Below are 15,861 nucleotides of genomic sequence, written 5' to 3' on the forward strand. Positions count from 1 at the left end.
ATCTTTGGTTCGATTTTTTCGAAGTCAGGCTCCGATGCTGAATTTTCGACATCTGTATTACTTCTGGGTCGTCGTGAAGGAAGGCGGCTTCGCGCGCGCGGCCGAGCGGCTCGACATGGCGGTGCAGACGATCAGCGCGCAGGTGCGCGAGCTGGAGAAGGCGCTCGGCCACCAGCTGCTCGGGCCGGCGGGGCGCGGCGTCGCGCTGACCGACGCCGGCCAGGCCGCGTTCGCGCGCGCCGAGGCGATCTTCGAGCTCGGCCGGCGAATTCCCGACGAGGTGCGCGCCGCCGCGAGCCGGCCGACGGTGCGGCTCGCGGTCGGCCTGTCGGACGGCATCTCGAAGCTGGCCGCGCACGCGATCCTCGCGCCGGTGCTCGACACGCCCGCGCTGCGCCTGCTGTGCCACGAGGGCGAGCACGACGCGCTGCTCGCGGAACTCGCGCTGCATCATCTCGACCTGGTGCTCGCGGGCCAGGCCGCGCCGCCCAACGCGAACCTGCGCGTGACGAGCGAGCGGCTCGTCGCGTCGCCGGTCGACTGGTACGGGCCCGCCGCGCTCGTCACGCAGGCCGCGCGCCAGCGCTATCCGCAGTGCCTCGCCGAGCTGCCGCTGCTGCTGCCGACTGCCCATTCCGCGCTGCGCGAGCGCCTCGACCGCTGGCTGGAGACGGCGCGCGTCACGCCGCGCATCGTCGGCGAATTCGAGGACAGCGCGCTAATGGCGGTGTTCGCGGCGCGCGGCCTCGGCGTGTTTCCGTTGAGCGAACTGGGGGCGAACGATGCGTCGATGCTGAGGGGGTTGCGGCGGCTCGGGCGCGCCGGCGACGTGACCGAGGAGATCCACGCGATCCGTTCGCGGCGCGGCGAACATCATCCGCTGACCGCGCAATTGCTGGCGGTGGCGCGCGATGCGTCACGCACGTAACACGAGCGCGCCGGCAAACGAAACTATAATAGCGCCCCGGCCCTGCGAGTTTGCCTCGCGCCTTCCGCCGGCCGCGCCCGTGCGCGGCGGCGTCCATCCGACCTTCGCGCGATGCGCGCGCAGCCCGGCGCGGCACCGGGCCGCGCCTTTTGAAAGAGCCATGCACAACCGAATTCGCCTGTTCCCCGTTTCGTGCGCGCTCGCGGCCGCGGCCGTGCTGGCGGCGTGCTCGTCGCCGCCGAAGCCGATCTACCAGCAGGAGCAGTTCGACGCGACCACCAGCCCGTACTCCCGCGCGTTCCACGCGAAATCCGACGCGACCTGCGAAGCGGCGCGCCGCGCGCTGCTGAGCCAGGGCTACGTCGCGGTGTCGCCCCGCGCCGATTCGGTCGACGGCAGCAAGAATTTCCAGCCGAGCAACGACATGCACGTGGTGATCGAATTCCACGTCGTGTGCGCGGACGCGAACGCGGACGGCACGTCGAGCATCGCGTACGTGAACGCGGTACAGGACCGCTACACGCTGAAGAAGTCGAACACGTCGGCAAGCGTCGGCCTCAGCGTGTTCGGCTCGCTGTCGCTGCCGATCGGCTCGAGCGACGACGCGCTCGTGAAGACCGCGAGCGAGACGATTCCGGCCGGGGTGTTCTACGAGCGCTATTTCAACCTCGTCGACCATTTCCTGAAGGTCGACCCGGCCCGCCGCGACCGCGCGACCGTCAAGGCTGCCGAGAAGGAGCCCGTCGCGCCGCTGCCGGAGCCCGCGCCGACGCCGCAGGGCGAGCCGATCAAGATGACGACGCCGGTCGTGCCGACGCCGGCCGCGCCGCCGGTGCCGGCGTCCGCCGTGGCACCGGCTTCGGGCACGGCGGTGCCGCCGGGTTCGGCCGCGCCCGCGGTGACGGCGCCCGCCGCGCGGGCCGCGGTTGCGCCGGCGGCTTCCGTGGCCGTGACGGCGTCCGCGCCTGTTGCGGCGTCTACGCCGGCCGTCTCCGCGTCGGCTCCGGTTACTGCATCCGCTGCCGCGTCCGCATCGGCTGCTACGCCCGCATCCGCGCCGGCCTCGACATCGGCGACTGCGCCGACCTCCGTACCGGCCTCGACATCGGCGACTGCACCGACCTCCGCACCGGCCTCGACATCGGCGACTGCGCCGGCATCCGCACCGGCCTCGACATCGGCAACTGCGCCGGCCTCCGCACCGGCCTCGACATCGGCGACTGCGCCGGCATCCGCACCGGCCTCGACATCGGCAACTGCGCCGGCCTCCGCACCGGCCTCGACATCGGCGACTGCGCCGACCTCCGCACCGGCCTCGGCATCGGCGACCGCACCGGCCGCCGCACCGCATACCGCATCGACGCCGCCCGCCGCCGCCCCGACGCCCGCTTCGGCACCCGCTCGCACGCCGACCGCCGCGCCGGTGTCGACCACGCCGGCCGACAAGGCGCCGGCACCCGCCGCCATCACGACCATCGAGGCTGCCGCCCCCGCACCGTCGGGCACGCGCCGCGCCGGCTGAGCGCCGCTCGGCCGGCGGCCCGCGTCACCGCGTCCGGCCGGCCAGCGCGTGCAGCGTGTCGACGGTCGCCGTCACCCCGCCGCAGACGATCACCGCGATGCGTGACGCGGCGGCCAGCGCGGGCGCCAGCACCGGCGCATCGAGCGCGGCCAGTGCGGCCCCGCACGCCGGTTCCACGACGATCCGCTGCTCATCGACGAACCGCAGCGATGCGGCCACCGCCGCCGCATCGGACACGACGACCGTGTCGATCCGGTGCCGCTTCGCCCATTCGACCGCCGCGTCGCACGGCCGCTTCGCGCCGAGCGACGTCGCGATACTGGTGATCTCCGCCAATTCGACGGGCCGCCCCTGCGCGACCGAGCGCGCATAGGAATCCGCGCCGTCGGTTTCCACCGCGACCACCGGCACGTCGCGCCAGCCGTTGCGCGCGAGCCCTTCGAGCACCCCGCACAGCAGCCCGCCGCCGCCCACCGCAACCACCACCGCATCGGGCTTCGGGCCGGCCGCCGCCATCTCGTCGATCATCGTCGCGTGGCCCTGCCACAGCACCGGATCGTCGAACGGATGCACGAACGCGTCGTGCGGGCCGATCCCGGCCTGCGCGAACGCATGGGCCTCTGCCCAGGACGCGCCGTGCACGACCAGATCCGCGCCTTCGAGACGGATCAGCTCGCGGGCCCGCGCGGACGCGCTTTCCGGCACCACGACGCGCACCGGCACGCCGAGCTCGCGGCCCGCATACGCGACCGCGATGCCCGCGTTGCCGCCCGACGACGACACGAAGCGGCGCGCGCCGGCCGCGCGCTGCGCCTCGCAGACGGCGCCGACGCCGCGCAGCTTGAACGAACCGGACGGCTGCAAGGCTTCGAGCTTCAGCAGGACATCCTTGCCGAGGCGGCGGGACGCGGCCTGCGAACGGAGATACGGGGTCGGGATATGGAGCGGCATGGAACGAGACTCGATGAAGCGGAAGAAGGCCGCGCGGCGCGCGCACAGAGGAGACGACGCCGCCCATCGTACGTCACGCCAGCCATGCCTCCCAATACCATCGAATGCAGTTTGCTATGCTCATCAGGCATATCCAGCCACCGGACGGGAAATCGCATGCGACAAGTCGAATTGCGCCATCTCCGCTACTTCGTGGCGGTCGCCGAAGCCGGCAGCGTGATGGCGGGCGCCCGCGCGGTCGGGATCGTGCAGCCCGCGCTGTCCCGCCAGATCCGCGAACTCGAGGAGGCGATCGGCACCCCGCTGCTGATCCGCCGCGCGACCGGCGTCGCGCTCACGGCCGCCGGCGCGAGCTTCCTGCGCGATGCGACGCGCCTGCTCGCCGACCTGCGCGACAGCCGCGAGCGCGCGCTGCGCAGCGCGGCCGGCGAGCTCGGCGAGCTGCGGCTCGGCGTGCTGCCGAACTATCTGCCGCTGCCGGTGGTGTCGAACGTGCTGAAGGCGTTCCGCGACGCCTGCCCGCAGGTGAAGCTGTCGATCGCGCCGATGCTGTCGGCCGACCAGGCGGGCGCGATCGCGCGCGGCGAACTCGACGGCGGCATCATGGCGTGGCGCCGGGACGAGGCGCCGCAGCTCGCGGGGGTGCGGCTGCTGAGCGACCGGTTCGTGCTCGCGATGCCGGCCGAGCCGGGCAGCCCCATCGACGCGCCGCGCGCGCTGGCCGACCTTGCGGACATGCCGTTCGTCTGGTTCGACCCGCAGCGCTCCGCCGCGCATCATCGCTTCGTGATCGACCAGTGCCGGCAAGCCGGCTTCACGCCGCGCATCGCGCAGGTCGGCAGCGACATCCCGACGCTGATCGGGCTCGTCGCGGCCGGCATGGGCTGCGCATTCGTGCCGGAAAGCGCGTCGGCGTCGTGCCCGCGCACGGTGCGGCTGGTCGCGCTCGACGCGCTCGCCGGCCGCTTCGACGTCGAGTTCGTGTACGACGGCCACGCGCCGTCGCCGGTCGTGCGGCAATTCCTCGCGGCGCTGCGCGCGGCGGGCGTCAGCTGAAGAACATCGCCACCAGACTGCGCAGCAGGTCCGGAATCTCCGAGACGACATGCCGGACGTCGACATCCGACAGGTAAAGCAGCACCGACAGGGGGCCAATCCACAGCGCTGCGACCACGAACTCCCTCATTGCCGTTCTCCCATCGGCCGGGCGGCGCATTGCCCGCGATCGCGCCGCCGCCGAATCTGCCCCGAATGCTGGAAATCCGCGATGCCTGCTCGCCTGCCGCCGACCGGCATCCGCCTTCTTCCGGGCGGACTGCCGTCCCGACGGCGCCTCGTGTGCATCTACCGGTTCGTCGACCGGTATCCCCGTATGCCTCCTCGCACTGTGTTTGCGTTGCGCTACATTTTTTCATTTCGCTTAATGGCATGCAGGTTCCATGCCATCGGCACGGCGGCCGCGCCCCGCACGCCACGGCGGGGAGGCGCGCAGCGCGCGGCGCCGGCGGCGCACGCGATCCGTTTCCCGGATGAAACAGGCGGCCCGACAAGCACCGGGGGCGGCACGGCGCGCCATCGGACATGTGCGGCGGCATTCATGCATGCAGGCGGAACGGCACGCGCGATCGCCGGTTCCGACATTTTCCTGACAGAAAGACCGCCTGTTCCCGGCTCGCCCTGTGGCGCCGAATGTTTCAAGATTGAAACGCGTGCCGGTGAATCCGCTCACGAAAACCCCTGCTGCGCCCGCGCGAAATTTTGCGTTTTTATGACGACTCCTCGCGAAATCGTCAGGAATTTGAAATTTTCCTCGAAATACAAACGTTTAACACTATTTAAAATTGTTACAACTCCAAATATACTGCGGTCGCATCCATTCCTCGTGCCTATGAGAGGATGCCTTCGCGCCTCGCTCACGGTCCACCCGTGATCGAGGCTTTTTTATGCGCGGCGCCGGGCCGGGCGTCCGTCGCGCGCGGCATCGATTGTTGATTTCGAATCAAGATTATTTCGCCCCTGGGCCGCTTTTTCGGCAACAACAAGCCCGGCACACTCCGTCCTGCCATCAACCGTCAGCCGCACCAGGACCCGACTCTTGAACCCTCCGACCTCCCCCACCTCACGCCCGAACGGCGGCGCCGCGCTGCCGCTGCTCGCGCTCGCCGCCGGCGCGTTCGGCATCGGCACCACCGAGTTCTCGCCGATGGGCCTGCTGCCCGTGATCGCCGACGGCCTCCGCGTGTCGATCCCCACCGCCGGCATGCTGATCAGCGCGTACGCGATCGGCGTGATGGCCGGCGCGCCGCTGATGACGCTGCTGCTCGCGCGCTGGCCGCGCCGCGCGGCGCTGATCGCGCTGATGGCGATCTTCACGCTGGGCAACCTACTGTCGGCAATCGCGCCGAACTACACGACGCTGCTGCTCGCGCGGCTCGTCACGAGCCTCAACCATGGCGCGTTCTTCGGGCTCGGCTCGGTGGTCGCGGCGAGCCTCGTGCCGCGCGAACGCCAGGCGAGCGCGGTCGCGACGATGTTCATGGGCCTCACGATCGCCAACGTCGGCGGCGTGCCGGCGGCGACCTGGCTCGGTCAGGCGATCGGCTGGCGGATGTCGTTCGCGGCGACCGCGGGCCTCGGCCTGATCGCGATCGCGGGCCTGTTCGCCGCGCTGCCGAAGGGCGACGCGGGCCGCATGCCGAACCTGCGGGCCGAGCTCGCGGTGCTGACGCGCCCGGTCGTGCTCGGCGCGCTCGCGACGACCGTGCTCGGCGCCGGCGCGATGTTCACGCTCTATACGTACGTCGCGCCGACCCTCGCGCACCTGACCGGCGCGACGCCGGGCTTCGTGACCGCGATGCTGGTGCTGATCGGCATCGGCTTCTCGATCGGCAACGTCGCGGGCGGCCGTCTCGCCGACCGCTCGCTCGACGGCAGCCTGATCGGCTTCCTGCTGTTGCTGATCGCCGTGATGCTCGCGTTCCCGGCGCTCGCCGCGACGCATGCGGGCGCGGCCGTCGCGCTGCTCGTATGGGGTGTCGCGACGTTCGCGGTGGTGCCGCCGCTGCAGATGCGCGTGATGCGCGCCGCGTCCGATGCGCCGGGGCTCGCGTCGTCGGTCAACGTCGGCGCGTTCAACCTCGGCAATGCGCTCGGCGCGGCGGCCGGCGGCGCGGCGATCTCGGCCGGCTTCAGCTACGCGGCGGTGCCGGTAGCCGGCGCGCTGATCGCGGCGGCCGGGCTCGCGCTGGTCGTGTTCCAGCTCGTGCAGCGCCGCCGCGCGCCGGCTGCGGTGAACGTGTGATCGTGTAATGCGGCGCCCGGCGTCGACCCGGCCGGACGCCAACCCGCTCGTGCCGATCGCGGGCCGCCTCACGGGGCGGCCCGTCGTTCGTTTACCGCCCCGCTCCGCGCGCGCCGCCGAAGCCGCCGAAGAAGGCGCGCGCATTCGCGTCGAGACTCTCGAGGTGATAGCCGCCCTCCTGCACGATCACCGTCGGCAGCCCGAGCGCGCCGAGCGCGTCGCCGAGCCGCCGGAACCCGTCGGTCGTCACCGCGACCTGCGATTGCGGATCGTGCTGGTAGATGTCGAAGCCGAGCGCGAGCACAAGCGCATCGGGCTGATACCGCGCGAGCGCGCGCAGCGCGTCGTCGAGCCGCGCGAAGAACGCCGATTCCGGCGCGCCGTGCGGCATCGGCAGGTTCAGGTTGAAGCCGTCGCCCGCGCCCGTGCCGGTTTCCTCCTCGTAGCCCGCGACGACCGGATAGAAGTTGGTCGGATCGCCGTGGATCGACACGTACAGCACGTCGTCGCGGCCGTAGAAGATCTCCTGCACGCCCTGGCCGTGATGCATGTCGGTGTCGAGGATCGCCACCCGGCGATGGCGGCCGCGCAGCGCCTGCGCGGCGATCGCCGCGTTGTTCAGGTAGCAGAAGCCGCCCGCCGCGTCGCGCCGCGCGTGATGGCCGGGCGGGCGGCACAGCGCGTAGGCGTCGCGCTCGCCGTCGTTGACGGCGGCGGCCGCCGCCAGCGCGCTCTGCGCCGACCAGTACGCGGCCCGCCACGTCTGCGCGCCGACCGGGCAGCTGCCGTCGGCGAGATAGCGCGCGGCCTTCGCGAGCACGCCGCGCAGCGGGTTCGGCTCGCGCACGTAGATGTTCGACATCACCTCGTCGCCCCAGTCGTCGGGCATCTGCTTCCAGTCGCGGTGCGCGTCCTCGAGAAAGCGCAGGTAGTTCATGTCGTGCACGGCCGCCAGCGGTGCGGTGCCGAAGTCGGCCGGCTCGCGCACGTCGAAATCCAGCGCGCGCACCGCCGCGACGAGCCGCGCCGCGCGCTCGGGCACTTCCTGCGGCGCGCGCATCCGGCCGCGCGACAGGTAGGTGCGCGGATGATGCAGCAGTTGTTCGGGGTGGAAGTAGGTTTTCATCTGTCGTCCTCGGTCGTTCTTTGCGTCATGCATCGTGCGCGGTCGGCGCCGCATCGGCCGTCGCCGCGACGCCCGCGCGCGCGAGCACCGCGTGGAGCAGCACGTTGGCGCCGCGCGTCACGTCGTCGGGCAGCGCGTCCTCGGCTTCGTTGTGCGACAGGCCATCGACGCACGGAATGAACACCATCGCCGTCGGGCAATGGCACGCGAGCACGATCGCGTCGTGGCCCGCGCCGCTGACGATCCGTTCGTGCGTGTAGCCGAACGCGGCGGCCGCCTGCGCGACATGGTCGACGCAATCGGCATCGAACGGCGTCGCCGGGCTGCGCCAGCAGGCGTCGACCGCGACCCGCACGCCGCGCGCGGCGGCCACGCGCGCGCACGCGTCGCGCAGGTCGCGCGCCATCGCGTCGACCTCGCCGTCGTCGTGATGGCGCAGGTCGACCGTAAAGGTCACGTCGCCCGCGATCGTGTTGCGCGACGCGTTGCGGATGCCGACCTGCCCGATCGTCGCGAGCCCGCGCGGCGCGTAGCCCGCGGCGATGCGTTCCAGCTCGAGCGCGATCTGCGCGCTCGCGAACAACGCATCCTTGCGGTACGGCATCGGCGTCGTGCCCGCATGCGCGGCCACGCCCGCGACCGTCACGTCGAGCCAGCGGATCGCCTGCCCGCCGGTGACGACGCCGATCGTCGTGCCGTTCGCCTCCAGCACGGGCCCCTGTTCGATGTGCGCCTCGAAATAGGCGTCGACCGCGCCGCCCGTGCGGCGCGCGCCGCGATAGCCGCATGCGGCCAGCGCGTCGCCGAGCGTCACGCCGTCGGCATCCTGCTTCGCGAGCGCATCCGCGAGCGGCAGCGCGCCGGTGAACACGGCCGAGCCGAGCATCGCCGGCGCAAAGCGCGCGCCTTCCTCGTTGGTCCACGACACGATCTCGATCGGCTTCGCCGTCACGATGCCCGCGTCGTTCAGCGTGCGCACGAGTTCGAGCGCGGCGAGCACGCCGTACACGCCGTCGAAGCGGCCGCCCTCCGGCTGCGTGTCGAGATGGCTGCCGATCAGCACGGGCGCCGCGTGCGCGTCCGTGCCGTCGCGCCGCGCGAACAGGTTGCCGATCTCGTCGACGCTCACCGTCAGGCCCGCGTCGCGGCACCATTGCGCGAACCGGTCGCGGCCGCGGCGGTCGTCGTCGGTGAGCGCGAGACGGCGCACGCCGCCGCGCGGCGTCGCGCCGATGCGGGCCATGTCGGCGAGGCTTTGCCACAGGCGCGCGCCATCGACTTCCAATAACTGTTTCATCTGGACTCCGGATAAGTTCGTTCGATTGACGTCAACGCGAGCCGAGCGCTTCGGCGGCCGCGCCGCGCGCTTCGCGCCGTGCGTCGAGCGCGACGATGGAGAGCAGCGAGATGCCCGCGAGACCGGTGTAGAACACCGCGAGCGGCCACCACTGGCCCGCGAAGCGATGCGCGAGCCAGGTGCCCGCGAGCGGCGTCAGGCCGCCCGCGATCGCGCCGCACACCTGGTACGCGAGCGAGATCGCCGAATACCGGACGTGCGCGGGAAACACGTCGCTGACGAAGCCCGCGATCACCGAATAGAAGCCCGCCATGCACACCACCGCGAGCGCGATGCCGATCACGAGCGACACGCCGGTGCCGCCCTGCACGAGCACGAACATCGGGTACGGCGACAGCATCGCGAACAGCGCCGCACGCTTCAGGAAGCGCGCGCCGCCGATCCGTTCCGCGACCCACGCGGCGATCGGCTGCGCGACGAACTGGATGATCGCGACCGCGAACAGGCTGTCGAGGATCAGCGTGCGCGACACGCCGACGTACTGCGTCGTGTAAGCGATCATGAACGTGTTGGTGAAATACACGCCCGCGATCCCGATCGTGTTCGCGCCGATGCACAGCAGCACGAGCGGCCACGCGGAGCGCAGCACCTCGGCCACCGGCAGCTTCACGGTGCGGTTCGCCTCCTTCACGCGCGCGAATTCCGGCGACTCGTTCACGCCGAGCCGGATCAGGATGCCGACCACCAGCAGCACCGAACTCGCGAGGAACGGCAGGCGCCAGCCCCATGCGAGAAAGTCGGCCTTGTCCATCGACGTGACCGCGCGGAATGCGACCAGCGACAGGATCAGCCCGGCCGGGCTGCCGAGCTGCGCGAACGACGCGAAGAACGTGCGGCGGCCCTGCGGCGCATGCTCGCCCGCCATCAGCACCGCGCCGCCCCACTCGCCGCCCACCGCGATCCCCTGCACGATGCGCAGCAGCACGAGCAGCACCGGCGCGAGCATGCCGACCCGCGCGTAGTCGGGCAGCAGCCCGACGCAGACGGTCGCCGCGCCCATCATCATCAGCGTCGTCATCAGCGCCTTCTTGCGGCCGATGCGGTCGCCGAGGTGGCCGAAGATCACGCCGCCGAGCGGCCGCGCGAAGAAGCCGACCGCGAAGGTCGCGAACGACGCCATCGTGCTGACGAAACGGTCGTTCGACGGGAAGTACAGCTCGCCGAACACGAGCGCGGCGGCGGTCGCGTAGATGTAGAAGTCGTACCACTCGATCATCGTGCCGATGAACGCGGCCGTCGCGGCGCGGCCCGGCTGGCGGGCGGTAGGAAGGGACTGGGTCATGCTGGCTCCTGAGGCACGGTGCGGCGCGGACGGCCCGGCGCCTGCGTGCAATGTCGTGACGATCGGCCGTCTCGCGCGGCCTTGCGCCGCACGATGCGGCGCCCCTCCTTTATCGGCGACCGCAAATCATTAGTCAAATTTCAAGTTATTATTCGCCGTATAAATTCAGCTAATGTTTCGATCGCAGCCCTGCCCGGAGACCCGATGCGCGCCGACCTCGCCCCGTTCCTGAACGACCGTCTCGACTGGAACCTGCTGCGCACCTACCTCGTGATCATGCAGGAGCGCAGCGTGAGCCGCGCGGCCGCGCGCCTGCACGTGACGCAGCCGGCGGTCAGCCAGGCGCTGCGCCGGCTCGAGGAAGCACTCGAACGCCGGCTGATCGAGCGCCGCGGCCCGCACTTCGCGCCGACCCCGGCGGGCGAGGCCGTCTACCGGATCGCGAGCGACATCTACGGCGGCATCTCGCGCCTCGAAACCGAGCTCGACGACCGCAGCGCCGACCTCACCGGCTCGATCCGCCTGCTGACGGTGAGCCGCATCGAGTCGCCGGTCTACGACGAATTCCTCGCCGATTTTCATAGTGCGTATCCGCGCATCGACCTGCAGATCGAGGTGATGCGCTCGTCCGACATCCTGTCGTCGCTGCTGCAGAAGACCGCGACGGCCGGCCTCGGCCTGTGCCGCACGCCGCACGACAAGCTCGAGATGCGCTGCTTCCTGCGCCAGCGCTATGCGATCTACTGCGGCCGCCATCACCGGCTGTTCGGGCAGACCCAGCTGCGGATGGACGACCTGCTCGCGGAGAACTTCGTGTCGTTCACGAGCGACCAGATCGGCGACAGCCTGTCGCCGCTGACCGTGTTTCGCGACCAGAAAGGCTTCACCGGACGGATCGTCGCGTCGTCGCCGAGCCTCGACGAAGTGCGGCGGCTGATCTTCGCCGGCTACGGGATCGGCTGCCTGCCCGAGCACATCGTGCGCGACGACATCGCGCAGCAGCGGCTGTGGCGCCTGCCGCCGGACGACGGGCTCGTCGATGTCGACGTGTTCCTGCTGTGGCACCGCGAGCGCAAGATGAATGCGGCCGAGCACGCGTTTCTCGATGCGATGGAGCGCTGCATGCAGCGCTATTCGCTTGCGGAGCGGCTCGGCAAATAGCCCGTTCGGGCGCGCCGGGCGCAGCGCCCGACGCCTTGGCGCCGTCAGAAGCGATGCACGACGCCGAGCTGCACGCCGCGTGCATTCGCGCCCGGATACGCGAGCGGCAGGCCCGGGTTCGCCGCGCCGATCAGCGTGTAGCCGGCCTGGTTGCGGTTGCGCAGGTACGAGAGCGCGCCGTAGAAGCTGGTGCGCTTCGACAAGTCATATTCGTACATCAGGCCGACCTGGTCCGCGTGGTCGCCCTGCGAAGTCTGGTCGTGCGCGTACGCGTAGCCGAGCGCGAGGAAGTTCGACGGGCTCAACGCGTACTTGACCGACAGCCCGTAGACGCGCGTATCGATGCCGAGATCGTCCCATTTCACCGCGGAGAAGCCGCCGTACACCGTCGCCTTGCCGAGCTCGTACGACGCGCCGGCCATCAGGGTGCGATCGGTGGTCGTCGCGGCCGCGTTCTTCAGCCATTGGCCCGCGACGAACGCGGCGAACGGCCCGTGCGTGTAGGTCACGTCGAACTGCTGGCTCGAGCCCGCCGAGCGCGCGCCGCCCGCATCGCCGAAGCCGACGTAGACGCCCGCCCGGAACCCGGCGAACTCGGGGCTCATGTACGACAGCGTGTTGCTGGTCCGGATCGCGAACGGCGTCAGGTTATCCATGCCGGACGCCTGCGTGACGCCGCCGAACGCGTCCTGCCCGCCCTGGTCGAGAAACAGCGGCGAATTCTGCCGGCCTGCGCGCACCTTGCCCCATGCCCCCGCGATGCCGACCCATGCCTGCCGGCTGAACATGCTGCCGGCGTTCGCGGACGCGCCGTCGTTCGGTTTGAAGCCGTTTTCGAGCGCGAACTCGATCTTCTGCCCGCCGCCGATGTCCTCGCTCCCCTTCACGCCGAACCGGCTCCCCCACTGGCCGCTCGAGCCGATCGCGGCCGTGTAGCCGTTGCCGGTATTCACGTACTGCGCGAATTCGTCGATCACGCCGTACAGCGTGACGCCGTCCTGGGCCCGCGCCGCCGTGGCGCCGGCGAGCGATGCGGCCATGCACACCGCGTGCAGGCCGGTGCGTGCGGATGTCGCGCGGCGCAAGGCGCCGCGCCGCTTGTTCACGTTAGTCATACTGATTTATTTCGAGAAACGTGCAAGGACGCGGCACGCGTTCGGCGTGCCGTCCTGCGGTCAGTCATCGGGAAGGTTCCGGCCGATGCGATGCGCACCGCGGCACGGTGCGGCCGGAGCGGAAGGCGCGCGCCGGCAAGCGGCGCGGGCCGGTGGTCAGTTGCGGATCTCGCCGCGCTCGAACGGGAGGATCAACCGTTCGGGAATCTCGCGGCGCGACGCGCGCGCGCCGACGTAGTACAGCACGGCGGGCACGACGAGGCCGAGGATCCACGAGATGTCGGTGCCGCCCAGCGCGTCGACCAGCGGCCCCGTGTAGATGTGCGTCGACATGAACGGCAGCTGCACGAGGATGCCGACGACGTAGATCGAGATCGCCATCACGTTCCAGCGCCCGTAGCGGCCGTCGGGATCGGACAGCGCGGGCACGTCGTAGCGCGACTTCGTGAAGCAGTAGTAGTCGACGAGGTTGATCGCGCTCCACGGCGTGAAGAACGCGAGCAGGAACAGGATGAACGCGGTGAATTCCTTCAGGAACGAATGCCGGCCGGCGAGCGCGACCATCGTCGAGATGAAGATCATCCCGAAGATGTACGCGAGGCGGCTGCGCGACGACACGGCGCCCTTGCCGCGGAAGCCGCTGATGATGGTCGCCATCGACATGAAGCTGCCGTATGCGTTGAGCGCCGTGACCGTCACCTTGCCGAACGCGATGCTGAAGTACAGCAGCGCGGCGACGGCGCCCGTCGAGCCGAGCCCGACGATATACGCGACCTCGTGATGCGCGAACCGGCTGCCCGCCAGCGCGGCCGCGAACACGCCGAACACCATCGCGGCCTGCGCGCCGATCACCGAGCCTGCGCCCACCGCGAGGAAGGTGCCGACCGACGACGTCGAGCGCGGCAGGTAGCGCGAATAGTCGGCGACGTACGGCCCGAACGCGATCTGCCACGACGCCGACAGCGACATCGACAGCAGGAAGCTCGCGAGCGAGAAGTGCCGGTTCGCGAGCAGCGCGCCGATGTCGTGGTTCGCGAACAGCTGCGCGAACATGTAGACGAACGCGGCGATGCCGATCACGCTCGCCACGCGCCCCACCGCGTGGATCGCGCGATAGCCGAACACGGTCAGCACGACGATCACGGCGGCGAACAGCAGGATGCCCGTGGCGTCGTCGACGTGCAGCAGCTGCGCGACCGCCTGCCCCGCCAGCACCGAGCCGCTCGCGGAGAAGCCGATGTACATCAGGCACACGAGCACGATCGGGATCATCGCGCCGTACACGCCGAACTGCACGCGGCTCGAGATCATCTGCGGCAGGCCGAGCTGCGGGCCCTGCGCGCCGTGCAGCGCCATCACCGCGCCGCCGACCAGCTGGCCGAGCAGCAGCGCGACCAGCGACCAGAACACGTCGCCGCCGAGCACGACCGCGAGCGCGCCCGTCACGATGGCCGTGATCTGCAGGTTGGCCGACAGCCACAGCGTGAACTGGCTGAACAGGCCGCCATGACGCTCGGCCTCGGGAATGAAATCGATCGAGCGGACTTCGATCAGCCCGCTGCCGGCATTTCCACTGGAATTCGTTGACACGGATGGTTCTCCAAATGACTCAGGATGCGCGACGCATCCACCGATGCTGGGAAGCGTACCGAGCCGCATGGTGTGACTCGTGAGGGGGGAGCGCCGTGGATCGCCGGCATGCGCCGGACATGCACGATCAGCAGTCCGGCGCGCAGTCGGCACGGCTCGCGCCGACAGTGCCAGCGGATAATCTTGTATATACAACTATGGCGAAATCGGTAATTACCCGGCTTCGGTGCAGTTTCTAACTTGTCCGATACCGCGCGCGGCGCAGCGGGCCCGCTTCGGTCATGTCGGGTTCGGTTCGGCCGCCATCTCGTCGGCCGGCAGCAGCTGGAGCATCGCGCGCGCGGCCTCGACGCGGGGCGTGTGCAGCCATTCGTCGTAGTCGCCGCGGCGCACGATCACGACGCCCCGCTTCTCGTCGCCGGGCCGGTGCATCCGCGCGAACACGGGGTGCGCGTCCGCGTTGACCGTGAGCATCGCCATGCCGATCAGTTGCCGGCCGTCGTCGCCTTCATAGCGCCGCCAGATGCCGGCCACGCAGTACGCGCCCCACCCGGCCAGGCCGATCCGGTGCCACACGTTGCGCCCCGTCTCGTAGCACGGCTCGCAGATCCAGCGCGCCGGAATCAGGCAGCGCTGGCCGTCGCGCCACGCCTTGGCGTACAGGCGCGAGCTGCCGACCGTCTCGGCGCGCGCGTTCATCGTGTCGAGCTTTTTCTTTTTCCGGCCGGCGTCGTCGACGCGCTCAGGCTGCATGAACTTCGGCCAGAAGCCGAACACGGCCTTCACGACCGCCAGGCCGTCGCCGTCCGCGCGGGCGATCGGCGCCGCGTAGTCCGGATACACGTCCGGCGCCCACGGATCGCGGCGAAACAGGTCGCCGATCCCGAGCTTCAGCTCGCTGATGCCCGGATCTTCGTCCGGCGCGCGGTAGTTGGTGCACACGGCGGAGGCCTTTCGCAGGGAAGGATCTCTCCATCGTAGGGCATGGCGCGCGCGGCGGAGGCCGCGATGTTTCGCGCGACGGGAAGCCGGGGGCTCAGCCGAGCCGAAGCGCGAGGATTTCGTCGCCGGCGGCGTCGCGTTCGCCGGTCGGCGTCCAGCCGAGATGCCGGTAGAAACCGTGGGAGCGCACGGCCGGATCGTCCGCGCAGCCGAGAAAGAGCTGCGCGAACCCGCGCGCCCTGAAATCGTCGACGACGCGCCGCAGCAATGCCTTGCCGATGCCCTCGCCCTCGTACGCCGGCAGCAGCGCGAGCACGACGATCTCGCCGCTGTCGCGATCGCCGAAGCAATAGCCGATCACCGTGCCGTCCACGCAGCACACGTAGCCGGGAAACGCGCCGTTCGCGATCCCGTCGCGCCAGGTGTCGGCGGTGATGCCCAGCGCCCGCAGCTCGGCTGCGGAAAACGCGTTCTCGCGCGTGCGGCCGCGAATCTCGATGCACCGCGACGCATCCTCCGGCACGGCCTTGCGATAGGTTCTGTCGTTCATGTCCTCGTTCCTGATGGTCGGGCGGCCGCGCGCGCC

The 15,861-nt window shown here is 70.5% G+C and carries 14 protein-coding genes; 5 read left to right on the forward strand and 9 right to left on the reverse strand.

Going from position 1 to position 15,861, the window contains the following annotated elements; translation table 11 throughout:
- Nucleotides 1-34: 34 nt before the first annotated feature.
- Both ABFO07_RS12780 and ABFO07_RS12785 read left to right on the forward strand, forming a co-directional pair.
- A complete protein-coding gene (locus ABFO07_RS12780; RefSeq protein ID WP_322226496.1) occupies nt 35-928 on the forward strand; it encodes a LysR family transcriptional regulator in 894 nt (297 codons plus the stop codon).
- Between the two features lie 160 nt (nt 929-1,088).
- Complete coding sequence (locus tag ABFO07_RS12785; protein ID WP_347467422.1) at nt 1,089-2,450, forward strand: DUF2242 domain-containing protein; 1,362 nt, start codon at nt 1,089-1,091, stop codon at nt 2,448-2,450.
- Between the two features lie 24 nt (nt 2,451-2,474).
- On the opposite strand, the gene ABFO07_RS12790 is transcribed toward ABFO07_RS12785, so the two are convergent.
- Nucleotides 2,475-3,401 carry a pyridoxal-phosphate dependent enzyme gene (locus ABFO07_RS12790; protein ID WP_347467424.1) on the reverse strand — a complete coding sequence of 309 codons (927 nt, stop codon included), beginning with the start codon at nt 3,399-3,401 and terminating at the stop codon, nt 2,475-2,477.
- Between the two features lie 156 nt (nt 3,402-3,557).
- Between ABFO07_RS12790 and ABFO07_RS12795 the strand changes: the two genes are divergently transcribed.
- The gene (locus tag ABFO07_RS12795) at nt 3,558-4,457 is read left to right on the forward strand and encodes a LysR family transcriptional regulator (RefSeq protein WP_347467426.1); all 900 of its coding nucleotides are present in this window, start codon (nt 3,558-3,560) and stop codon (nt 4,455-4,457) included.
- Here ABFO07_RS12795 and ABFO07_RS12800 read toward each other — a convergent pair.
- Nucleotides 4,450-4,587, reverse strand: a complete 138-nt coding sequence (locus tag ABFO07_RS12800) for a hypothetical protein (protein ID WP_170304044.1) — start codon at nt 4,585-4,587, stop codon at nt 4,450-4,452. The genes ABFO07_RS12795 and ABFO07_RS12800 overlap by 8 nt on opposite strands.
- A gap of 909 nt (nt 4,588-5,496) precedes the next feature.
- Here ABFO07_RS12800 and ABFO07_RS12805 point away from each other — a divergent pair.
- A complete protein-coding gene (locus tag ABFO07_RS12805) occupies nt 5,497-6,702 on the forward strand; it encodes an MFS transporter (protein WP_124490052.1) in 1,206 nt (401 codons plus the stop codon).
- 91 nt (nt 6,703-6,793) lie between these two features.
- On the opposite strand, the gene ABFO07_RS12810 is transcribed toward ABFO07_RS12805, so the two are convergent.
- The 3 genes from ABFO07_RS12810 to ABFO07_RS12820 are packed head-to-tail and all read right to left on the reverse strand — an operon-like array spanning nt 6,794 to nt 10,467.
- Nucleotides 6,794-7,828 carry a histone deacetylase family protein gene (locus ABFO07_RS12810; protein WP_060270543.1) on the reverse strand — a complete coding sequence of 345 codons (1,035 nt, stop codon included), beginning with the start codon at nt 7,826-7,828 and terminating at the stop codon, nt 6,794-6,796.
- Between the two features lie 25 nt (nt 7,829-7,853).
- On the reverse strand, nt 7,854-9,125 hold the full coding sequence (locus tag ABFO07_RS12815) for a Zn-dependent hydrolase (protein ID WP_347467429.1): 1,272 nt from the start codon (nt 9,123-9,125) through the stop codon (nt 7,854-7,856).
- Nucleotides 9,126-9,156: 31 nt separating this feature from the next.
- Nucleotides 9,157-10,467 carry an MFS transporter gene (locus ABFO07_RS12820; RefSeq protein ID WP_347467431.1) on the reverse strand — a complete coding sequence of 437 codons (1,311 nt, stop codon included), beginning with the start codon at nt 10,465-10,467 and terminating at the stop codon, nt 9,157-9,159.
- A 204-nt stretch (nt 10,468-10,671) separates the two neighbouring features.
- Between ABFO07_RS12820 and ABFO07_RS12825 the strand changes: the two genes are divergently transcribed.
- Entirely contained in the window at nt 10,672-11,628 is a 957-nt protein-coding gene (locus ABFO07_RS12825; RefSeq protein WP_059566892.1) for a LysR family transcriptional regulator, read from the forward strand.
- Nucleotides 11,629-11,672: 44 nt separating this feature from the next.
- On the opposite strand, the gene ABFO07_RS12830 is transcribed toward ABFO07_RS12825, so the two are convergent.
- The 4 genes from ABFO07_RS12830 to ABFO07_RS12845 all read right to left on the reverse strand — a co-directional run bounded on the left by ABFO07_RS12830 (nt 11,673) and on the right by ABFO07_RS12845 (nt 15,825).
- Nucleotides 11,673-12,743, reverse strand: coding sequence for a porin (locus ABFO07_RS12830; RefSeq protein ID WP_347467433.1), 1,071 nt, complete (start codon nt 12,741-12,743; stop codon nt 11,673-11,675).
- Nucleotides 12,744-12,899: 156 nt separating this feature from the next.
- Nucleotides 12,900-14,333 carry a purine-cytosine permease family protein gene (locus ABFO07_RS12835; protein ID WP_059566890.1) on the reverse strand — a complete coding sequence of 478 codons (1,434 nt, stop codon included), beginning with the start codon at nt 14,331-14,333 and terminating at the stop codon, nt 12,900-12,902.
- A 279-nt stretch (nt 14,334-14,612) separates the two neighbouring features.
- Nucleotides 14,613-15,275 (reverse strand): SOS response-associated peptidase family protein, encoded by a 663-nt coding sequence (locus ABFO07_RS12840; RefSeq protein ID WP_060016883.1) that lies wholly within the window; start codon nt 15,273-15,275, stop codon nt 14,613-14,615.
- 94 nt (nt 15,276-15,369) lie between these two features.
- Nucleotides 15,370-15,825: a GNAT family N-acetyltransferase gene (locus ABFO07_RS12845; protein WP_059566888.1), complete on the reverse strand. Its 456-nt coding sequence runs from the start codon at nt 15,823-15,825 to the stop codon at nt 15,370-15,372.
- Nucleotides 15,826-15,861 lie beyond the last annotated feature (36 nt).

The organism is Burkholderia stagnalis (assembly GCF_039848545.1).
In the GTDB taxonomy this organism is placed as follows: domain Bacteria; phylum Pseudomonadota; class Gammaproteobacteria; order Burkholderiales; family Burkholderiaceae; genus Burkholderia; species Burkholderia stagnalis.